The 19,906-nt window shown below is 66.9% G+C and carries 18 protein-coding genes and 3 pseudogenes; 11 read left to right on the top strand and 10 right to left on the bottom strand.

The features are described 5' to 3' along the window. Positions 1 to 34: 34 nt before the first annotated feature. Together D1832_RS00845 and D1832_RS00840 are read right to left on the bottom strand one after the other, a co-directional pair. Complete coding sequence (locus D1832_RS00845) at positions 35 to 1,207, bottom strand: DNA recombination protein RmuC (RefSeq protein WP_118912212.1); 1,173 nt, start codon at positions 1,205 to 1,207, stop codon at positions 35 to 37. Between the two features lie 64 nt (positions 1,208 to 1,271). Next, the gene (locus D1832_RS00840; protein ID WP_118912211.1) at positions 1,272 to 2,246 is read right to left on the bottom strand and encodes a DUF389 domain-containing protein; all 975 of its coding nucleotides are present in this window, start codon (positions 2,244 to 2,246) and stop codon (positions 1,272 to 1,274) included. A gap of 76 nt (positions 2,247 to 2,322) precedes the next feature. Here D1832_RS00840 and ychF point away from each other — a divergent pair, with 76 nt between their 5' ends. Then, positions 2,323 to 3,396, top strand: coding sequence for a redox-regulated ATPase YchF (gene ychF / locus D1832_RS00835; RefSeq protein ID WP_118912210.1), 1,074 nt, complete (start codon positions 2,323 to 2,325; stop codon positions 3,394 to 3,396). Positions 3,397 to 3,500: 104 nt separating this feature from the next. Here the strand turns inward: ychF and D1832_RS00830 are convergent, their stop codons facing one another. From D1832_RS00830 to D1832_RS00820, 3 genes are all read right to left on the bottom strand, one after another. Next, entirely contained in the window at positions 3,501 to 4,490 is a 990-nt protein-coding gene (locus D1832_RS00830) for an SRPBCC family protein (RefSeq protein ID WP_118912209.1), read from the bottom strand. Next, positions 4,487 to 4,732: a hypothetical protein gene (locus tag D1832_RS15650; RefSeq protein ID WP_118912208.1), complete on the bottom strand. Its 246-nt coding sequence runs from the start codon at positions 4,730 to 4,732 to the stop codon at positions 4,487 to 4,489. Before D1832_RS15650 ends, D1832_RS00830 begins: the two co-directional genes overlap by 4 nt. 372 nt (positions 4,733 to 5,104) lie before the next feature. Continuing rightward, positions 5,105 to 5,941: a helix-turn-helix transcriptional regulator gene (locus tag D1832_RS00820; protein WP_241510796.1), complete on the bottom strand. Its 837-nt coding sequence runs from the start codon at positions 5,939 to 5,941 to the stop codon at positions 5,105 to 5,107. Between the two features lie 156 nt (positions 5,942 to 6,097). Here D1832_RS00820 and D1832_RS00815 point away from each other — a divergent pair, with 156 nt between their 5' ends. From D1832_RS00815 to D1832_RS00795, 5 genes and pseudogenes are all read left to right on the top strand, one after another. Next, a complete protein-coding gene (locus D1832_RS00815; protein ID WP_118912206.1) occupies positions 6,098 to 7,021 on the top strand; it encodes an SDR family NAD(P)-dependent oxidoreductase in 924 nt (307 codons plus the stop codon). A gap of 134 nt (positions 7,022 to 7,155) precedes the next feature. Then, a complete protein-coding gene (locus tag D1832_RS15500; protein WP_206609328.1) occupies positions 7,156 to 7,365 on the top strand; it encodes a MerR family DNA-binding transcriptional regulator in 210 nt (69 codons plus the stop codon). A 145-nt stretch (positions 7,366 to 7,510) separates the two neighbouring features. Next, positions 7,511 to 7,703 (top strand): annotated as a pseudogene (locus tag D1832_RS16305) (DJ-1/PfpI family protein); the annotation flags it as partial. 235 nt (positions 7,704 to 7,938) lie between these two features. Further along, entirely contained in the window at positions 7,939 to 8,772 is an 834-nt protein-coding gene (locus tag D1832_RS00800; protein ID WP_118912205.1) for an aldo/keto reductase, read from the top strand. 84 nt (positions 8,773 to 8,856) lie between these two features. Continuing rightward, a pseudogene (locus tag D1832_RS00795) lies at positions 8,857 to 9,702 on the top strand (low temperature requirement protein A); the annotation flags it as partial. 10 nt (positions 9,703 to 9,712) lie between these two features. On the opposite strand, the gene D1832_RS16155 reads toward D1832_RS00795, so the two are convergent. Then, a complete protein-coding gene (locus tag D1832_RS16155; protein ID WP_118912204.1) occupies positions 9,713 to 10,435 on the bottom strand; it encodes a DUF6994 family protein in 723 nt (240 codons plus the stop codon). A 1,026-nt stretch (positions 10,436 to 11,461) separates the two neighbouring features. Further along, entirely contained in the window at positions 11,462 to 12,142 is a 681-nt protein-coding gene (locus tag D1832_RS00780) for a LysR substrate-binding domain-containing protein (RefSeq protein WP_118912203.1), read from the bottom strand. Between the two features lie 57 nt (positions 12,143 to 12,199). Here D1832_RS00780 and D1832_RS00775 point away from each other — a divergent pair, with 57 nt between their 5' ends. Further along, positions 12,200 to 12,559 carry a DUF5997 family protein gene (locus tag D1832_RS00775; protein WP_118912202.1) on the top strand — a complete coding sequence of 120 codons (360 nt, stop codon included), beginning with the start codon at positions 12,200 to 12,202 and terminating at the stop codon, positions 12,557 to 12,559. A gap of 247 nt (positions 12,560 to 12,806) precedes the next feature. Then, positions 12,807 to 13,030 (top strand): annotated as a pseudogene (locus D1832_RS15635) (HigA family addiction module antitoxin). A 78-nt stretch (positions 13,031 to 13,108) separates the two neighbouring features. Here the strand turns inward: D1832_RS15635 and D1832_RS00760 are convergent. After that, the gene (locus tag D1832_RS00760) at positions 13,109 to 13,432 is read right to left on the bottom strand and encodes a hypothetical protein (RefSeq protein ID WP_118912201.1); all 324 of its coding nucleotides are present in this window, start codon (positions 13,430 to 13,432) and stop codon (positions 13,109 to 13,111) included. Positions 13,433 to 13,864: 432 nt separating this feature from the next. Here D1832_RS00760 and D1832_RS00755 point away from each other — a divergent pair, with 432 nt between their 5' ends. Beyond that, positions 13,865 to 14,629, top strand: a complete 765-nt coding sequence (locus D1832_RS00755; RefSeq protein WP_118912200.1) for an SIR2 family NAD-dependent protein deacylase — start codon at positions 13,865 to 13,867, stop codon at positions 14,627 to 14,629. Between the two features lie 70 nt (positions 14,630 to 14,699). Then, positions 14,700 to 16,037, top strand: a complete 1,338-nt coding sequence (gdhA, locus tag D1832_RS00750; RefSeq protein WP_206609333.1) for an NADP-specific glutamate dehydrogenase — start codon at positions 14,700 to 14,702, stop codon at positions 16,035 to 16,037. A 57-nt stretch (positions 16,038 to 16,094) separates the two neighbouring features. On the opposite strand, the gene D1832_RS00745 is transcribed toward gdhA, so the two are convergent. Further along, a complete protein-coding gene (locus D1832_RS00745) occupies positions 16,095 to 17,318 on the bottom strand; it encodes a hypothetical protein (protein ID WP_118912198.1) in 1,224 nt (407 codons plus the stop codon). A 71-nt stretch (positions 17,319 to 17,389) separates the two neighbouring features. Here D1832_RS00745 and D1832_RS00740 point away from each other — a divergent pair, with 71 nt between their 5' ends. After that, positions 17,390 to 18,658, top strand: coding sequence for an alpha-hydroxy-acid oxidizing protein (locus tag D1832_RS00740; RefSeq protein WP_118912197.1), 1,269 nt, complete (start codon positions 17,390 to 17,392; stop codon positions 18,656 to 18,658). A gap of 31 nt (positions 18,659 to 18,689) precedes the next feature. Here D1832_RS00740 and trpB read toward each other — a convergent pair whose 3' ends face one another. Next, entirely contained in the window at positions 18,690 to 19,793 is a 1,104-nt protein-coding gene (trpB, locus tag D1832_RS00735) for a tryptophan synthase subunit beta (RefSeq protein WP_338067265.1), read from the bottom strand. Between the last annotated feature and the right edge of the window lie 113 nt (positions 19,794 to 19,906).

Below are 19,906 nucleotides of genomic sequence, written 5' to 3'. Positions count from 1 at the left end.
CCGCTGTTCTCGTCTCGTCGTTCGCGGCCCGGCCTCAGGCTCGGCGGCGTTCGTCGTCCTCGGGGTCGTCGTAGATCGCCTCGAGGAGCGATTCGTGGGTGAGCGGACGCGGCACCGAGGTGAGGGGGGTGACCTCGGGCGCCGGTGCGGTGGCGAGGTCGAGCTCGTGCATGCGGCGCGACGTCACGAGGACGCGAGATTCGAGGGAACCGACGAAGAGGTTGTAGGCCTCGACGCTGCGGCGCAGTGAGCCGCCGAGGTCGTGGGTGTGCTTGGCGAGGGTGCCGATGCGCTCGTGGAGTTCGCGACCGAGCGTGAGGAGTTCGCGGGCGTTGTCCTCGACGGTGGCGTGCTGCCACAGCACGGCGACGCTGCGCATCGTGGCGAGCAGGGTGCTCGGGGAGGCGAGGACGACGCGCCGCTCCATGGCGCTCTCGAGCAGGCCAGGTGAGGCGTTGAGCGCAGCGGCGAGCATGGCATCGCCGGGCACGAACGCGATGACGAAGTCGGGGGAGGTGGCCACGGCGCTCCAGTAGCGCTTCGACGCGAGAGTGTCGACATGCGCCGCGAGGGCCTTGCCGTGGCGTTTGAGGGCTGCGGCGCGCAGGGCGTCGTCGGTGTCCGTGGCCTGCGCCTCGAGGAACGCGCTCATGGGTGCCTTGGCGTCGATGACGAGCTGGCGGTTGCCGGGCAGGTGGACGACGACGTCCGGGCGCACGGGGCGGCCTTCGTCGTTGTGTCCGCGCCACTGCTCGTCGAAGTCGCAGCGGTTGAGCATGCCGGCGAGTTCGAGGATGCGGCGCAACTGCGCCTCGCCCCACTGCCCGCGCACGTTCGAGGCGTTGAGCGAGCCGGCGAGCGACGACGTCTCGCGCCGCAACAGCTCCGTGCTGGCTCGCACGTCCTTGAGCGCGACGTCGACGTGGCTGTACTGCTCCACGCGGTCACGTTCGAGCGTTGCCACCTGGTGTTCGACACGGGCCAGGGTGTCGCGCAGCGGCAGTAGCGCGGCGGCCGTCTGGGCGTCGTCGCTCACGGTGGCTTCGAGGTCGACGACGCGTTCGCGCAGCACGTCACGCTCGGCACTGACAGCGGCGAGGTCGTCGCGTGCGCGCCCCGCGGTGACCAGCGCGGTGAGGCGCCAGGCGACGATGGCGCCGAGCGTCAGCCCGAGGGCGAACAGGGCGACGGCGAGAAGCGGAGACATGCCCTCACGATGGCATGGGCCACCGACAACCGCGGAACGACGGGGATTTCGGTGGCCCCGCGCGTCAGCGGTGTGCGCGGTTGAAGTGCCGCTGCGTCAGGGTGAATCGGCTCTCCTCGCCGAGCTGGCGCCACACGAGGCGCTCGACCACGAGCGTCACGACGCCGGCAATGAGCATGCCTGCGATGTTGAGGCCGAGTTGTGCCAGCGAGCCGCGGATCTCCTGCCAGTCCCAGATCGCGAGGCCGAGCGCCACGTTGCCGGCGGCGGGCACCGTCGTCACGCTGATGAAGACGCCGACCATGGCACTCGACTTGTCGATGGCCATGGCGAGCACCCCGGCCGCGCCCGCGAGAAGAGCGACGATGAACGACCACTTGTCCGGCCGCCAGATGAAGTTCGTCTGCGGTCGCTCGCGGGTCACCATGTCGGCGTCGAAGAGCCCGACGTGGAGGCCGACCCACGCGAGCACCGTGATGACAGCAATGGCGGCGCAAAAGGTCCAGACGAGAAGCGCGAACGATCGGCCGGCGAGGAGCCACTCACGCATGGCGAGGCCGACGCAGGTGGCCGACACCGCAGCGAATTCGGGACCGACGACCATCGCGCCGACGACGAGCACCGACGAGTCGGTGAGAACCGCGATCGACGCGAGGGCCGTGGCGATGACGAGGAACGCCAGGTAGTTGACGGTGATGTGGCTTGCGCCCTTCGCGCGTTCGACGAGGAGGCGCCAGATGACGGCGTCGTCGGGGTCGCCGTGGGCCGCACGCTCCACCGATGAGGCGCGCTGGAACGGGGTGGCGAGGGGCTCGCTGAGGACGATGCCGCCGGAGTCGCCGAGACCCATGTCGGTGAGGTCGTCGATGACGAAACTGACGGCCTCACGGGCGACGTCGGCCTCGATGAGGTCGCCTTCGGGCTTGAGTACCGCACCGGGGGAAATAGTGACGTTGGTGACGGCCTCGTCGTCGACGAGGCGGGTGCGAACCTGCGACGACAGTGCGCTCGGCACGGTGAGGCGCAGGTGCATCAGCATGCGCTCACGATACGGCGGCCGCAGGGTACGCCCGGCGAATAGGTCGACCGATGGTCGGTCGGTAGAATCGTCGATCGTGGCACTCACCATCGGAATCGTCGGTCTCCCCAACGTCGGCAAGTCGACGATGTTCAACGCACTGACGAAGAACAACGTCCTCGCAGCCAACTACCCGTTCGCAACGATCGAGCCGAACGTGGGCGTCGTCCCGTTGCCGGACCCGCGCCTCAAGGTGCTCGCGGGCATCTTCGGCTCGCAGGCGATCCTGCCGGCGACGGTGTCGTTCGTCGACATCGCGGGCATCGTCAAGGGCGCCTCGGAGGGAGAGGGCCTCGGCAACAAGTTCCTCGCGAACATCCGTGAGGCCGACGCGATCTGCCAGGTCGTGCGTGCGTTCGTCGATGACGACGTGCACCACGTCGACGGCAAGGTCTCGCCGAGTTCGGATCTGGAGACGATCAACACCGAGCTGATCCTCGCCGACCTGCAGACGCTGGAGAAGGCGGTGCCGCGCCTCGAGAAGGAGGTCAAGGGCAAGAAGACGGACAGGGCCGTGTACGAAGCCGCCGTCGCTGCCCAGAAGATCCTCGAGGAGGGCAACACGCTCTCCAGCCAGGGCTTCGACGTGTCGGACATCCGTGAGCTCGGCCTGCTGACGGCGAAGCCGTTCATCTACGTGTTCAACGTGGACGAGTCGCAGCTGACGGACGAGGCGTTCCAAGCCGAGATGCAGAAGCTGGTGGCTCCGGCGGACGCGATCTTCCTCAACGCGCAGCTCGAGTCCGAGGTGGCCGAGCTGGACGAGGACGAGGCTAAGGAACTGCTCGAGTCGGTCGGCATCACCGAGCCGGGCCTGGAGCAGTTGGCGCACAAGGGCTTCAACACGCTCGGGCTGCAGACGTACCTGACGGCCGGCCCGAAGGAGACGCGCGCCTGGACGATCCACAAGGGGTGGACGGCCCCGCAGGCCGCGGGCGTCATCCACACCGACTTCCAGAAGGGCTTCATCAAGGCCGAGATCATCAGCTTCGACGACCTCGTCGAGTGCGGATCCGTTGCCGAAGCCCGCGCCAAGGGTAAGGCCCGCATGGAGGGCAAGGACTACGTCATGGCCGACGGCGACGTGGTGGAGTTCCGGTTCAACGTTTAGTCGCGTTCCGCCTCAACATCTGATTCGAGTGCCCGGATCTCCCACAGGGAGATCCGGGCACTCGATCTACGTGCGACCAGCAGGCGAGTCGCCGCAGCATGGGGCTAGCGAAATGTTCGGCTGATCGCGCTGCCAGTCTGGAACAGGGTGATCCACACCAGGAACTTCTGGATGGGACGTAGCGGCCATGCGACAAGTCCTCGCCACCCTCGGCGTCGCGACCAAGACCTAGTGATCCGCAGCTGTGTGCCACCGGTCGCGTTCGCCAAGGCGAATTCAGTCAGAACCGAATTGCTCTGCGCGACGTCGGGATAGCCGAAGCTCCATGCGATCCTGTCCGGTCGGTGAATTGCGATGAGCTCAACACTGCGTCGACGAAACTGAGGTTTGATCTTCACAGGCTTGCCGTCTGGATAGGTTGCGGGTGCCGTGCCCTCCCAGACCGTACCCGGCTTCGCTTCTTGACTGGTCTGGTCGAGAGTGCCGATGCTCGGCTCCCACTCGGGGATACGTGCGGGATCTGTGAGGAACGCCCATACTTCGTCCAGTGGTGCGGATATGAAATTCTCAGTCGGTCCCGTGGTCCGCCCCTTCACTTTCGCTGAGACGGGCATGGACTTCATAGAGGGCGAGTCGGCCCGATCGAGGCGTTCGATGAGCGCATCGGATGTCGTGCCAAGGCGGCCGAGGATACCGGTGATAAGGCCGCTGGGTTCTGCGACGAGTTCCCGGAGAACGGCGGCAGCGTCGCCTGGCTTGCCTTTGCTGCTGGACTTCGCGATGAGGTCCCGAGCGCGACGAGTCCACTCGTACCCATCCGTCTCATGGAACACGATGCGCCCGGCCTCGGGGAACGACGCCTCGATGCCGAGTGAGGTCAGCTGTGCATCACGTTGTTCCTCCACGGCGAGACGGGCGCTATCAAGGTCGATATCCAGCTCGCGCAGTGCGCGGCCGGCGGATTGGTCGTTGATGACCAATGCGAGGAACAGGTGGTCGATGTCGGCTTCGCGGAGCCCGAGCCGGGATGCTTCCTCCATGGCGGCCAGGGAAAGCGCTTGGCTGGTCTGAGCGGCGCGGACGAGTCTGTTCATCTGTTCCTCCTGGATGTCGAGATCGCGGGGTCAATTCTTTTGGAATGCTTCTTGTGGGCGGCTTGTCGCGTCACTCCGAGCGCGTCGGCGATCTCCTGCCAACTCATGCCCGAACGCAACGCGGCCTCGACCTGCCGAAGTTCCAAGGTGTCCGCGAGCACGCGTAACGACGCTACGGCCCGCAATCCTGCTTTCGGGTCGCTGGTATCGGCTGCTACTGCTGCGATCCGTGGAGACTCCATGCCGTCAACCTATGTTGCTAAGTGACGAGTTGTCAACCTGGGTTGCTTCCTCGCTCGTCAGGCTTGGTATTCGCAGGGTCAGGAGAGGGACGACGCTTCGGGGGAGTCGCCGGGTTCTGAGAGGTTGGTATGTGCCGGAACTCGGTTGAATTCAGGTTCAACGTATAAGCACGTGCGAGTTGCTCTTGCGATGTCTGCATGAATTCTCTCCGCAGGTGGCCGCAGAGTGCGTGCCGCGATGGGCGGCTTCTTGTTCGCTCGGACAGATGCCGGGCTGGGAAGTTCGCTGACGCGAGGGCCGTGCGAATCGCGGGTCACGACCGTTCGAGCGTGAGGGCCCAGAGCCGGTCAAGGCCCACTCCTGCAGGCGAATCAGGCTGCCGCGGTGACGCGAAGGAGATCGAGCTTGTTCTCGTCCGAGGAACCTGCGGCAGCGGTATAGGCGACGATGCGCAGATCGGCTCCCGGGACGGAGAGAACGTCGCAGTCGAGCGTGATCGCACCGACCTCGGGGTGCTCGATCGTCTTGCGGCTGCTGGTGTGCTCGGCCGGCGTAGCGTCCTTCCAAAGCCGAGCGAAATCGACAGAGCCTGTCCGGAGTTCACGCACGAGCGAGGCGAGCCGCCGGTCGCTGGGATATCGGGCCCGTGCATGCTTCAAGTCGGCGACGATGCTGCGCTCGAAATCATCGGCAAGTGCCGGTGACGAGGGATGCAGGGATCTCTGCGCGGCACCGTCGCCGAAGATCGCCCGAGCGAGATTGCGTTCCGGCAGTGGAAGTCTCTCAGGGGATCCGTGGAGCGCTGACCAGGTCGGGTTCCAAGTCAGCAGCGACCAGTCGGCGGCGAAGACGCCGACGGCTGCATCGCCGAGTCGGGAGACGAGGCGTTGTACGCCGGCCGGGATGAAATCGGAAACCATGCCATCCCTGGGTGGCAGCAGCCCGGCGGAGATGAACAGGGCCTCGCGCTCCGCGCGCGACAACTGCAATGCCCGGGCCAGCGAGGCGACGACCTGAGCCGACGGGCGGGTGGCCCGGCCTCGCTCGAGACGCACGATGTAATCGACCGACAGTCCCGCGAGCTGTGCGAGTTCCTCTCGCCGCAGGCCGGGGGCGCGACGGCGCAGTCCTGCTGTCAGGCCGACATCACCGGGGGTGAGCCTGTCACGCCACCGATGCACAAGATTCCCGAACTCCGACGCTCCCATGTCCTTCATTCTTGCGCGACCGCGCGCCCGGAGCCTAGGCACCGCCAGTCCTCCGTCTCCACGGAGCCCTGGGCGGCATGCGACCGACGACGAAGACTCGTCTTCCCGGGATGCTCGACGTCCGTCAGCATCGACGCCAACCGCGAGGAGGAGCCCATGGCTCAGCACACCATCGTCATGACCGGAGCCACACGAGGGATCGGCCGCATCGCTCTCGATCGCATCGCCACGCTCGACCCGGACGCCCACCTGGTCCTGCTCGCCCGTGGCGAGACCAGCTCCCGATTAGCCGCCGAACTCACCGCGGCAGGGCGCGCGGCATCGGGTATCGCCGTCGACCTGCTGTCCCTCGCCGGCACGCGACAGGCTGCTGACGAGGTCGCGCGGGGACTGGATGATGGCGAACTGCCGCCGCTGCGCGGTCTGGTCGGCAATGCGGGACTGCAGTTCACGAACGACCTCACCGAGACCGCCGAGGGCTTGGAAGCGACGTTCGCCATCAACGTGCTCGCCAACCATGTCCTCCTCCGTCGCCTGCACGATCGGTTCGTGTCAGGCTCGAGGATCACGCTCACCGTCAGCGATACTCACTTCGGCGATTTCCGCCACAATCTCGGTATGGTGCCTGGCCCGTCTTGGCAGGAACCGGAACGTCTGGCGCGGATCCGCGCGTTCCCGAATCCCGAGAGCGTGGTGGCGGGTCGTACCGCGTATTCGACGAGCAAGTTGGCTGCCATCCATCTCATCCACGAGCACGCGCGCCGTCTGCCGGACGGAGTCGACATCGTCGGATACAACCCAGGGTTCGTTCCCGGCACCGACCTCACGCGGGCCGCAGACGCGTTGTCGCGCTTCGCGATGCGCAGGATCATGCCGCTGATGACCCTGACGCCGCAGGCGACCAGCAAGGACGCCGCCGGGCGGTATCTCGCCGACGCGGCGCTCGGCCGCACGCGGGCGACGAGCGGGGCCTATATCAATCGCGGTGCCGAGGAGCGTTCGTCCGCGGAATCTTACGACCCGATTCGCGAACGTCAACTCTGGGACACCGCCGAGGAACTCACGCGATCGCTCGGCTGAGCGGCAACACGGGTCGGTCCAGTCGAGGCTATCTCCGCCGTCGGCCTTGGTCGCTGCGGCTGTCTGAAGCAGCTGTAGCGTAGCTGCGCCGAGACGCAACGATTCAGGCGCAGGTGACAGGACGGAGGGGAACCATGGGATCGACCGGCGAAAGCTTGACTATCGGAGAGGCCAGCCGTCGCACCGGGCTGAGCATCGACACGCTCCGCTTCTACGAGCGCGAGAAGCTCCTACCCGCCCCAGAACGGAGTGCGACGGGGCGCCGAATCAGACCCCGACCCCTCACCACAAGACGACCAGGCTCAGGTGGCGGGGAGCGTCTTGAGGTATGGCCAGAGCCATGACGCGCAGGTAGCCGCCGGGTTCGGTTGGCGCGGGCAGCAGGAACGAGGTCTGCGGCCCGCCGAGCATCGCGCGGGGCCGCGGCCAGTACTGGCGAGCGGGGGCGGAAGGCGGGGTGGTCGGGCAGTCCGGGCAGGGCCATGACGTCTCGTGACTGGCTGGACCTTGACCTCATTCCCCAGCATCCGCACCGACCTGCGCAACACCGGCGCGAATGTGGTGGACCATGGGGGTGGCTCGAGACGGGAACCTGGTCACCAGCCGCTCACCCGATGATCTCTTCCCTCTGTTCCGCCGTGGGAGTACTGTTCAGTCCACCGACGCCGGAAACTGCTCGTGAGCAGCCCGGTACGCCACATGGCGCAGGCGGGGCTGACCAGCAGCTCGACACCCGGCACCTCGGTAGCTCCAACCCTCCTGGAGGTAGGTAGCGCATGAGATGAGCTGCGTCCGGGCCGTCTTCCAAGTCGACCGATGACCCACGCAGTAAGCCAGCACCGGTCGCGGACGCGCCGGCCCTTCGAGGATCTCAGCCCACGTCCCACCTCAGGACAACCAGAAGGAAGTGATCGCGGATGCGACGGATAACGCTGCCGAGCGGGGAGTCCATCCCTGTGCTGGGCCAGGGCACCTGGGGCTGGGGTGAGGACCCCGGCCGCCGCCGCGACGAGGTCTCAGCGCTGCACGCCGGCCTCGAGCTGGGCATGACGCTGGTCGACACCGCCGAGATGTACGCCGACGGCGCCGCGGAGGAGGTGCTCGGTGAAGCATTGGCGGGGCGCCGCGACGAGGCGTTCGTGGTCAGCAAGGTCATGCCGTCCAACGCCTCCCGTTCCGGCACGATCGCGGCCTGCGAACGCAGCTTGAAACGCCTGGGCACCGATCGGATCGACCTCTACCTGCTGCACTGGCAGGGCAGGTACCCGCTGCAGGACACCGTCGCGGCCTTCCAACAGCTCGTCGAGGACGGGAAAATCCGATACTGGGGCGTCAGCAACTTCGACCACCGGGCCCTCGCCGACCTGCAGGACGTGCCGGGCAGCAGCGGGCTGGCCACGGATCAGGTGCTGTACAACCTGTCGCGGCGAGGACCGGAGTACGACCTCCTGCCGTGGTGCGCCGACCACCAGCTGCCGGTCATGGCGTATTCGCCGATCGAGCAGGGCCGCATCCTTCACGACACGACACTGAACGACGTCGCGGCGCGTCACAGCGTCAGCGCCGCGGCGGCGGCCATCGCCTGGGTGCTGCGCCGCGACTCGCTCTGCACGATCCCCAAGGCGAGCAGCCCGCAGCACGTGCGAGACAACGCCACAGCACTGGACGTGGAGCTGACCCGCGAAGACCTGGATGCTCTGGACCGTGCGTTCCCGCCCCCGAGCGGACCGCGACCACTAGAAATGCTGTGACCCTGACCAAGGGCGCAGCCCGGTTGGTCCGGACAGCGCGGCAGCACCGTCGGTGAGGATGGGAGTTGTCGGGCTTGAAAGAGGATGATTTCGCGGATGTCAGAGAACTCTGAGCCGGGCAGCGAGGCCGACTCGCGGGACAGCGACAGCGGGTCGGTGGGCAAGCTAGAGCTGTTCTTCGACCTGGTGTTCGTGTACGCCATGGCGCAGCTGACCGAGCTGGTGCGGGACGACGTTTCGTGGCGGGGCTTAGGTCATGGTGTGCTCGGCCTACTGGCGGTGTGGTGGGCCTGGGTCTGCTACACGTGGCTCACCAACACCTTCACTACGAATCGGGTGGTATTTCGCTGCCTGGTCATCGCCGCCATGGCTGCGATGCTGCTGGCCGCAAGCGCACTCCCGACCGCGTTCAGCACCGGAGCCCTCGTCTTCGGGCTTGCCCTGCTCGCCATCCGCGTCATCCACCTGGTCTTGTTCGTCGTGGACGCCTCCCACGACGACGAACACCTCCGCGCAGGCCTCCTGCGGCTGGCCCCGAGCCTGCTCATCGCACCAGTCCTGATCGCCGTCGCCGCCTTCCCAGCCCCATACCGAGAGCTGCTCTGGATCGGCGCAGCCATCATCGACTTCGGCGGACCCCTGGTCGCCGGGGTCGAGGTTTTCCGGGTAGTGCCCTCCTACTTCGTCGAGCGCCACGGCCTCATCATCATCATCGCGCTCGGTGAAGCCGTCGTCGGGTTGGGCACCGGGGCCAGCGAGCACCTGCAGCAACCGGTCGTGCTCGCCGCCGCCGTCCTCGGAGTCCTGATCGCCGCCTCGTTGTGGTGGACCTACTTCGGTCTGACCGCCGGCGCCGAGCAACGCCTCAAAGACACCGACGGGCCCGAACGCGCCCGACTGGCCCGCGACGCCTACAGCTACCTCCACCTTCCCCTAGTGATTAGGCGGGGCTGGTTGGGAAGGATAATGGCGAGCGCGCGTAGGCGTTTATTCTTTGGTTGCGCGCGTAGGCGAACTGCTCGGAGGCGCTTACGTATCGGAGGTATTGGTCCGTTGTTTGTGGAACGGCCGGGGTTTGGAAATCGTGGAAGTCGTGGAAGAACTTTACGTTTCCCGTGGTCTCGTCGACCAGATCTTCGAGCAGGAAGAACTCTACGTACTTCTCAAAATCAACAAACAATGTGAAGAAGTCCGAGTAGCGAGTCAGGACATCTGATAGGGGGTTCGGAACTCCTGCGTAAAATCTTCGGATGCATTCCAGGCTGAGGTCGAATCGATCTGCAATGCGGGGGTGAAAGCCGCGAGCAGCGTTTATGGTGGCCATTCCCTCTCTTCGATCACCGGGGAAAATGATCGAACGCCCGATCGTGTACTGCACGGGAGACGGTTGCCTGTGTCTTGGGATCCTAGTGATCACCTTGGAGGCCCTGCCGGGCAAGTTCGTTGTAATGGCATCGCTTGATAGGTAGTAGGTGCCTATGGGGGAGCGGTGCACGAGGTACGCCTTCTCTTCGGACGCGAGTGTGAAATCGATGCCTGAGGGGAGTGGTTTGCTCCAAAGGAGCTGGTGATAATACTTAAGAGTGGGGCTGGCCGCGTCGCTGTCCTTGCCCGGTGGCGTGTCACTGTGAAAGTCGAAGGACGTGTCTATGGATAGGCTCATGCGATGAGCCTATCAGCGGCTTGTTTGCGAAGACAAGACGTCGGCGATGATCCGCATACCTATCCACTCGACATACCTATGCACTCGACACGTGGCCAAATTCTGTCCACCCTCTTGAAAGACAGTTGTTTCATGACTGGGCCATCACGTTGGTCTGATGCGAAAGAACTGAGTGCCTCAGGCTCGAAATGTTCGCACCGTGATTGATTGGCCACCTGATTCCTCATGTTCGACGAGTGCGGAACCCTGTCGAATTTAGATTCAAAGTGTGATGTGAATGCCATCCCGTATGCCGCGGCCTCCCCTTCATCAGATAAATTGCCGAACGTTGGGTCCTTCCGCGGCGCGGATTTGTGTCGCGGGTCTGGAGTGGCGACCCTGCTATTCTCGACATTCCATAGTTCAGTTGAATCTGGTTTGCCGTGAAGGGCTCAAAGCGGCGCACGCGCATGAGGAACTGCTGGCACGAAAGATCAGTCGAATAAGATCCGGCTGATGGAAGCCGCCGAGGAACTCGAGGACATCGCAGCCTACGACGCAGCCAAGGCCGAGACGGGCGAGAGTGTCTCGCTCGATGAACTCCGCCGAGAGCTCGGTCTTTGATGTACTCGGTTCGGATCACACCCGCCGCGCGTCGGCAGATTCGCACGCTCCCTCGGGACGGCCAAAAGCGCGTCACTGCGGTGCTTGCGCTCCTCGCCGATGCACCTCGACCGCCGGCGGCGAAGAAACTTACCGGTCGGCACGCGTGGCGCGTGCGCACGGGGGATTGGCGGGGCATCTAGGAAATTCACGATGACCAGCTCCTCGTTTTGGTCGTTGCGGCCGGTCATGGGCGCGACGTCTACCGGCGTTGACGCAGGATGCGGCGCGTCGCTGGAACAACTCGGCGGCGTTCCGCCTCAGTCCGCTGTCCACGACGAGACGCCTGACGTGCCCGATCGCCGCCCGCCGGCCCCGGTGCGGCACGGCGACGTATGAGGCGCTGTTCGATTTGGGCCGACGGGTTCCAGGTCGAAGGGTCGCTCAGCGGCCCCTCCGCTTTCTCTTTGTCGCCGACGGTCGGCCGTTGCGGGAGCTCGCGCGGTTCGCGGACGTGCGGGTGGGTTTGCCGCGATCATTCTCGGCGGAACCGCGGGCCGGGGAGGCAGGCCCATTCTGGGTCGTTCGCGAGCTGTTGACCGTGCGGCCTCGGACCACGCCGATGAAGTCCTCGAGGCATGCGTTCTCATCGTCCATTCGCCAGGCGAGGGCGACTGGGGCGGGTTCAGCGTCGATGATCGGTCGGTAGGTCAGGTCGCGCCGGCTGGCACCGCGGGCAATGGACATCGGCACGACCAGCACAGCGCCGCCCAGCACGAGATCTGTTGCTGCGGCGTTAAGCTCGGTGACCACCTGCTCGTCTTCGAGGTCTGCGAGCCTCACGTCGTCCACAGCCGAGATGGGGTGCTCCTTGGACACCCACGCCACCATCTGCTCCTCGTAGAGCGGGATCGCGTGGAGACCCTCTCGGTCGATGGGCAGACGTACGAAGCACATGTCGAGGCTTCCGTCGCGCAGGCCGACGAGCTGTTCGGCGTCGGCCACATCGCTCACGGCGAGGGGGGACGCGAAGCGCTCGCCCCACACCCGCTGCCAGTTGGTGAGAGTGACGCCGCGCACCTTCCCGATCCGTAGTGCCGCGACCTCGGGGCTGTTCTCGCTCACGGGGGCAGGCTACCGCCGTCGCATGCTCAAGGAGTCGGTGTGGCATAGGCTCTTCGGGTGAGTCAGACCCTCAAGCCGTCCACGGCAGCCCAGAAGCTCGGCATTCTGCTGACCGCCGCGCCGGAAGACTTTCAGAACACCCCGATCACGCGCGCGCAACTCGACGCCCTGCGCGCGGACCCGCCGGCATGGCTGATCGACCTGCGCCGTAACGGTCCGTTCCCGCGTGAGGTCACGGCTGCGAAGCTGGGGATCTCCCACTCGGGGTTGCGGCGCAGCGGTGTCACCGAACCGTTGAACGCCGACCAGGTGGGTGAGCTCCTCACCGACCCGCCGGAATGGCTCGTCCACGAGCGTCAGGTTCACCGCAATGTCATCGCCGAGAACGCCAGGCTGAAGGAACGGCAGAAGGGCTGAGCCCGAGACGGCGGGTGGTCCGGCAGCGGTCGTGATCGGGCCTGGCCGAAGCCGGCCCTCGCCCTGAACTCCGAGAGAACCTGCGCGTTGCGTACGCGGAAATTGACGTCGCAGAACGGGGAGCCCCGATCGACGTGACGGCCGCGCTCGGTGACATGGTGACCTACAAGGGCGGCCGGCCGTTGGCCTGCCTGGCCTGAGCGAACGCCCGCAGGCTCATGGCTCGACCGGGCGGTGGGAGGAGCGACTGGTGCTCGCGCGCGGATGTCGAGGCGGCGTTTCGCCACGGCGGATCAACGAGATCGTCCACGGCAAGCGGGGGATTACGGCGGACAGGCGCTGCGCCTGGCGAAGTACTTCGGCACCTCTGCAGAGTTCTGGATCAATCTGCTAAGCCACTACGAACTGGACCGTGCCGAAGACCGTGCAGGGGAGCAGATCGCCTCCATCACTCCGTTGAGAGTCGCGTAAGGAACGTCCGGCAGATATCAGGCGGTCAGCTTCTGGTCTGGTCCGTGCGGAGCGGCGACTTGGCCGGGTTAAGCGCTCTCAGAGTTTCGCGTCGAGTTCGGTGAGGAACTTCTTCACCGTCTTGGCGTTCTTGCGCCCGTCCAACAGGGCCTTCGGGGAGTTGGGCACGTTGTCGTAGTCGACGCGAACGTCGGTACCCGAAGCGCCGGGTGAGAGCGTCATCGCCATCGCAACGCCCCAACTGTGGGCCGTCCGCTTGGTGTTCAGCTCGTAGCGCGACCCGTCGGGGCTCACCGAGCCGAGGTGGTGGCCCTGCTCCTGGCATACGGCTGCGATCGCCGCTCCCACGGCCTCTGGCGGTGTCACATACGTCTTCTCGATCGTGCCGTTCGACTCGAACATGGTTGCCTCCTGTGCTCCGGTGGTCCTTGTCGCGAACGTAGCACGGCTATGACGCGCGTCACAGGAAGGGTGGATGGCAGCGACCAGCTTCGCTCACGGGGTCTGGCGGGAACATCGGAACGGCGAGCAACGAGGCCGCGTCGCTTCGGTCGCTCGGTGCGGCGCGAGTGGGAACCGCCCAGCTGCCCAGGTGCTCACTTCAGAACTCCCAAGGTTGGGCGTGGGGCAGCCGGCGTGGCTCCGTTCGGCTGCAGAACTCCCAGCGTCGTGTGTTGTACAGGCGGTGTTGGGCCGTTCGGCTGTAGAACTCCCAAGGTCGGGCGTCTGCCCGCTGACGCCGCAGAGCCCGCCCGCTCGATCCCCGACGTCCGACCGCCGGGTGGGGGCGTCCGGGCATTCGGCTTCGGCGGGCCACCTCGATACCGTGACAGCATGCGTGTTCCCGCGGACGTCCTTGAGCTCGCCCACGCGGCGTGTGAGCTCACCGTTCTCACAGGCGCCGGAATGAGCGCCGAGAGCGGTCTCGCCACCTTTCGCGATGCACAGACCGGGCTGTGGGCGAACCAGGATCCCGCATCCCTGGCAACTCCGGAGGCGTGGGAGGCAGACCCGGCCCGCGTCTGGGCCTGGTATCGCTGGCGCATGACGCTCATGACCCGCGCCCAGCCCAACGCTGGGCACCGGGCGCTCGCCGAGTGGAGCGAGGTCGGCGATGCACACCTGTGGATCGTCACCCAGAACGTCGACGACCTGCACGAACGCGCGGGCAGCGACGTGCTCGCCCACCTGCACGGCAGCATCTTCGCGTTGCGCTGCTCCCGCTGCGGGCAGGACGCCGACGCCGTCGGCGAACCGCTCACCGAACCAGTCGAGCGCCTCGACCCGCCCGTCTGCGTCCACTGCGGGGGCCTCGTGCGGCCCGGCATCGTCTGGTTCGGCGAAGCACTCCCGCAGGATGCTCTGGAACGAGCCGAGGCCGCGACGCTCTCCGCCGACCTGGTCCTCGTCATCGGTACCTCCGGGATCGTCTACCCCGCAGCCGGCCTGCCGATCATGGCGCACCACCGCGGTGTTCCTGTCGTCGAGATCAACCCTGAGGAGACCGACCTCAGCGACATCGCCACCGCCACATGGCGCGTCCCAGCGGGTGAAGCCCTACCCGCGCTGCTCACGGCTCTTCGTGAGAACACGGCATAATCGATCAAAACCCCACACGATCCGTCGGCGTGATCCGTCGGCGCTTAGGAGGCACGCCATGTCCCCGACTCTGCACCCCCGGCTCGAGCCGGTCCGCGAGACGATCCTCAAGCGCAACCCCGGTGAGGCCGAGTTCCACCAGGCCGTGGACGAGGTGCTCATGAGCCTCGGCCCGGTGCTCGAACGCCGCCCCGACTACGTCGAGGCCAGCATCATCGAGCGCCTCGCCGAGCCCGAGCGTCAGATCATCTTCCGCGTGCCGTGGGTCGACGACCAGGGCCGCGTCAACGTCAACCGCGGCTTCCGCGTCGAGTACAACTCGGCCCTGGGCCCGTACAAGGGCGGTCTGCGCTTCCACCCGAGCGTCTACCTCGGCATCGTGAAGTTCCTCGGCTTCGAGCAGATCTTCAAGAACTCCCTCACCGGCCTGCCCATCGGCGGCGGCAAGGGTGGCGCCGACTTCGACCCCAAGGGAAAGAGCGACGCCGAGGTCATGCGCTTCTGCCAGTCGTTCATGACGGAGCTCTACCGCCACATCGGTGAGTACACCGACGTCCCGGCCGGCGACATTGGCGTCGGCGGCCGCGAGATCGGTTACCTCTTCGGCCAGTACAAGCGCATCACCAACCGCTACGAGGCGGGTGTGCTCACCGGTAAGGGCCTCTCCTGGGGCGGTGCCGCGGCGCGCACCGAAGCCACCGGCTTTGGCACGGTCTTCCTCACCCAGGAGATGCTCGCGACGAAGGGCCGCTCCTTCGACGGCACGAAGGTCGTCATCTCCGGCTCCGGCAACGTGGCCATCTACGCCGCGCAGAAGGTCGCCCAGCTGGGCGGCACCGTCATCGCGATGAGCGACTCCGGCGGCTACGTCGTCGACGAGAAAGGCATCGACCTCGAGATCGTGCGCGACCTCAAGGAGAACAAGCGCGCCCGCATCAGCGAGTACGCCGACCTGCGCAAGCAGTCGACGTTCGTCGCCGACGGTTCGATCTGGGACGTCGCCTGCGACGTCGCGCTGCCGTGTGCCACGCAGAACGAACTGCCGGCGGACGCGGCGAAGACGCTCGTCAAGAACGGCTGCATCGCCGTCGCCGAGGGCGCGAACATGCCCACGACGCCGGACGCCACCGACATCCTCCAGGAGGCCGGCGTCCTGTTCGCACCGGGCAAGGCTTCCAACTGTGGCGGTGTCGCCGTCAGCGCTCTCGAGATGCAGCAGAACGCCTCGCGTGACTCGTGGAGCTTCGAACACACCGAGCAGCGCCTCGAAACCATCATGAAGGGCGTCTTCGAGCGCTGCCAGAGCACCGCCGACGAGTTCGATGTGCCCGGCGACTACGTCAAGGGCGCCAACATCGCCGGCTTCGTCAAGGTGGCTGACGCCATGCTCGCCCTCGGCGTCGTCTGACCCGGACACTTCGCCGCAGAGCCCGCTCTAACCTCGCGTTCGGGCGGGCTCTGCGCGTTACAGCCGCCAACCGGTGCGGTAGCCGTGCAGCGCCGCGCGAAGGATCTCGGGCGGCTCGCGCGATGTGGCGAAGATCGGCGGGACGCTCCACACCTCGGGCGGGGTGAAGGCGTTCTCGACCCGGCCCGCGCCGGCACGACGGCGAGCGGCTGCTTCGGGTGTGAGGACGCAGTTGACCATGGTCGTGGTGCGCAGCCTGACCACCGTGATGTCGACGACGTCCTTCCACTCGACGGCCGCTACCTCTCCCTCGGATCCTCGCAGGAACCGCACGCCACCCCGGTCGATGACGAGTGCCGGCGGACGGACCAGCTGTGCGAGGAGGATGAACAGCCCGAGACCGAAGAAAGCCGAGCCGAGCAACGCGCCCCACGCGCCGGGGTGGGCCAGCGCGCCGGAGAACCCCCGATCCGTGACGATCGAGACGAGGGCGAAGAGGCACGGGGCGGCGCACAGCGCGGTGGCAGCGATGAGCAACGCCGACCTCGCGTGGTAGGGACCGATCGTGGTGGAGCCGCGCTGCCGCAGTTGCGCGACATGAGCGGCGACGATGTGCTGCCGCGGCTTCATGGCGCCCACCGTAACGAGGGCCGAAAGGGACTCATGGCGATCGGGATCAGCGAGGCAGGCGCCAACCGGTGCAATAGCCGTGCAGCGCCGCCCGAAGGATCTCGGGCAGCTCGCGCTGGTACTTGAAGATCGTCGGCACGGTCCACACCTGGGTACCGACGACTGCCGCGTCGCCCGGGCCAGGCCCCGCGCGACCGCCCCCGACGTCGCACGCCGGAGATCGGCCGCCTCGGGCGTGAGGACACAGTTGGTCATCGACGTACTCCGGTGACGGAACTGGCTGACCTCAGCGACGTTCTGCCACGCCAAGGCTGCAACCTGGCGCCCATCGCCGCGCAGCACGCGTACCCCCTCGCGTTCGATGACGAGCGTTTGGCGACGTAGGAACTGGATCGTCAACGACGGGATGCCGAGCACCCCGAAGAACAGCACCGCGACGAGGCACACCCACGAGCCCGGTGTGCTCGTGAACGCGCCGAGCACGCCGCGCTCGCCGATGACGACCGTGAGACCGGCGCCGCCGATGGCCGTGAAACCGAGCGCGCCGACCATGCACGCCACGAGCTTGCCGGTGCTCGACACGATACGCGTCGCGCCCGTACGCCACAGCTCCTGCACGTGGGCGTCGATGATCTCGGGGCGCGCCTTCATGCCTCCCAACCTAACGAAGCGGTAGGCGCCTGCGGCCCCGTTGCAGGGGAGGGACTTCTACCGTGGGTGGCATGGACGCGATCAACCTCGGACGCAGGATTCAGGGCGACATCTACGGCGCCGGTGTCTACGGACGCACCCCGGTGGTTCCCGTCGAACCGGGGCGACTGCGCGAGGCCACCCGCAAGGCGATGAGCGATCGTGCGTTCGCCTACGTCGACGGCAGCGCGGGACGGGGACGCACGAACGACGCCAACGTCGAAGCCTTCGGGCGCTACCGCGCGGTGCCCCGCATGCTGCGCGACGTGCGTGAACGCGACCTCGGCGTCGACCTCTTCGGCCGTCGCTACGCGCACCCGCTCCTGCTCGCGCCCATCGGCGTCCTCGAAATGGCGCACCCGCAGGCCGAGCGCGCCGTGGCGAAGGCCTCAGTGGCCACACAGACGCCGATGATCCACTCGACGCAAGCCAGCGTCGCCATGGAGGAGGTCGCCGCCGAACTCGGCGAGACGCCGCACTGGTACCAGCTGTACTGGAGCAACGACGACGACCTGGCCCGTTCGCTCGTCCAGCGCGCCGAGGCGTGCGGTGCGGAGGCAGTCGTCGTCACGCTCGACACGCACCTCATGGGGTGGCGGCCCGAGGACCTCGACCTCGGGCACCTGCCGTTCGCGCGTGGCCAGGGCCTCGCGCAGTACCTCAGCGACCCGGTCTTCATGGCGCGGGTCGAGGAGCGCGCAGCCCGCGGATCGGCCCGACCGACCGAACGTCCGACGCCCGCGGCGGCCCGCTCGCTGGTGTCGATCGCCCGGCACTACCCGGGCGACCTGCGCGAGAACCTCCGTTCGCCGCTGCCGCGCGCCGCGGTCGAGACGTTCCTCGACGTGTTCCCCTCGAGCGGTCTCACCTGGGACGACCTGGCCAAGCTGCGCGAATGGACGTCGCTCCCGATCCTGCTCAAGGGCATCCAGAGCGTCGACGACGTGCGCCTCGCCGCCGATCAAGGGCTCGACGGCATCGTCGTGTCGAACCACGGCGGCCGGCAGGTCGATGGCGCCGTCGCCTCGCTCGACGTCCTCGCGAGCCTGGGTGACGAGGTCGGCGATCTCACCGTGCTCTTCGACTCCGGGGTGCGCTCGGGCTCGGACGTTTTCACGGCGCTCGCGCTCGGGGCAGACGCCGTCATCCTCGGGCGGCCCTACGTCTACGGTCTGGCGCTCGCGGGCGCCGAAGGGGTGCAGGCCGTCGTCGAGCACACCCTCGCCGAGCTCGACCTCACGATGGCGCTGACGGGTCACGCGTCGGTGGCCGAGATACACCGCGGCGCGCTCGCTCGGTGACCGAACGAACGCGCCGCGACGAGGCTCGCGCTCAGGAGCGCGGGTGCTCCGCGAGGTACTCGGCGACGTAGTCGACATCCTTGTCGCCGCGCCCCGAGAGATTGGCGACGACGATGCCGTCCTCGCCCAGCTCCCGAGCCAACTTCATGGCGTGGACGATGGCGTGCGAGCTCTCCAGCGCCGGAATGATGCCCTCCACTCGCGAGAGGGTGCTGAAGGCATCGAGACATTCGTCGTCCGTGGCCGTCACGTACGTGACGCGGCCCAGCGACGCGAGGTACGCGTGCTGCGGGCCCACGCCCGGGTAGTCGAGACCTGACGCGATGGAGTGCACCGCCGACGGCTCGCCGGACTCGTCCTGCAGCACCGTGGTGGCCATGCCGTGCAGGGTGCCGGGGGTGCCCTTCGTCATCGTCGCGGCGTGACGGCCGGGCACCTCGACGCCCTCGCCGGCCGGCTCGACGCCGTAGAGCGCGACGCCCTCGTCGTCGAGGAAGCCGCTGAACAGGCCCATCGCATTCGACCCTCCACCGACGCACGCGACCGCGGCGTCCGGCAGGCGGCCCTCGAGCGACAGGATCTGCTCGCGCGCCTCGCGCCCGACGACCGACTGGAACTCGCGCACCATCGACGGGTACGGGTCGGGGCCGACGACGGAGCCGATGCCGAAGAAGACGTCCTCGAAGTCACGGGCGTAGGTGTCGAACGCCGAATCGACGGCCTCCTTGAGCGAACGCCCGCCGAACTCGACCGGCACGACCTTCGCGCCGAGCATCTCCATGCGCACGACGTTCGGGTGCTGCTTGGCGACGTCGATCGCACCCATGTGGATCTCGCACTCGAGACCCATGTACGCGGCCGCCGTCGCGAGAGCGACGCCGTGCTGGCCGGCACCCGTCTCCGCGATGAGCTTCTTCTTGCCCATGCGCTTCGCGAGCAGGGCCTCGCCGAGGCAGTGGTTGATCTTGTGCGACCCGGTGTGGTTGAGATCCTCACGTTTGAGGTAGATGCGCGCGCGCCGACGTGGCGCGTCAGGTTGTCGGCGGGGAACAGCACCGACGGGCGGCCCGCGTAGAGGGTGAGCAGACGCTCGTACTCGCCGAGGAACGTCGGGTCGGCCTTCGCCTCGGCCCACGCGCGTGCCACCTCGGCCATCGGCTCCTCGAGGTGCGGCGGCACGAAACGGCCACCGAACTCACCGAAGAATCCTTCGGCGTTCGCGTCGTATGAGGTCATGGTCGAACTTCC

This window comes from Dermacoccus abyssi, from assembly GCF_003515945.1.
GTDB classification, from domain to species: domain Bacteria; phylum Actinomycetota; class Actinomycetes; order Actinomycetales; family Dermatophilaceae; genus Dermacoccus; species Dermacoccus abyssi.
Note: the sequence above shows the minus strand (reverse complement) of the source record. Positions and strands in the feature narration are given on the sequence as shown.

Coding starts and splice junctions, on each gene's coding strand:
- D1832_RS15500 (WP_206609328.1), top strand. CDS start 7,156: ATGGGATCGACCGGCGAAAGCTTGACTATCGGAGAGGCCAGCCGTCGC.
- D1832_RS00845 (WP_118912212.1), bottom strand. CDS start 1,207: ATGTCTCCGCTTCTCGCCGTCGCCCTGTTCGCCCTCGGGCTGACGCTC.
- D1832_RS16155 (WP_118912204.1), bottom strand. CDS start 10,435: ATGAGCCTATCCATAGACACGTCCTTCGACTTTCACAGTGACACGCCA.
- D1832_RS00840 (WP_118912211.1), bottom strand. CDS start 2,246: ATGCTGATGCACCTGCGCCTCACCGTGCCGAGCGCACTGTCGTCGCAG.
- D1832_RS00820 (WP_241510796.1), bottom strand. CDS start 5,941: ATGGGAGCGTCGGAGTTCGGGAATCTTGTGCATCGGTGGCGTGACAGG.
- D1832_RS00760 (WP_118912201.1), bottom strand. CDS start 13,432: ATGTTCGAGTCGAACGGCACGATCGAGAAGACGTATGTGACACCGCCA.
- D1832_RS00745 (WP_118912198.1), bottom strand. CDS start 17,318: ATGAAGGCGCGCCCCGAGATCATCGACGCCCACGTGCAGGAGCTGTGG.
- D1832_RS00755 (WP_118912200.1), top strand. CDS start 13,865: ATGCGTGTTCCCGCGGACGTCCTTGAGCTCGCCCACGCGGCGTGTGAG.
- D1832_RS00800 (WP_118912205.1), top strand. CDS start 7,939: ATGCGACGGATAACGCTGCCGAGCGGGGAGTCCATCCCTGTGCTGGGC.
- D1832_RS00740 (WP_118912197.1), top strand. CDS start 17,390: ATGGACGCGATCAACCTCGGACGCAGGATTCAGGGCGACATCTACGGC.
- D1832_RS00815 (WP_118912206.1), top strand. CDS start 6,098: ATGGCTCAGCACACCATCGTCATGACCGGAGCCACACGAGGGATCGGC.
- D1832_RS15650 (WP_118912208.1), bottom strand. CDS start 4,732: ATGGAGTCTCCACGGATCGCAGCAGTAGCAGCCGATACCAGCGACCCG.
- D1832_RS00830 (WP_118912209.1), bottom strand. CDS start 4,490: ATGAACAGACTCGTCCGCGCCGCTCAGACCAGCCAAGCGCTTTCCCTG.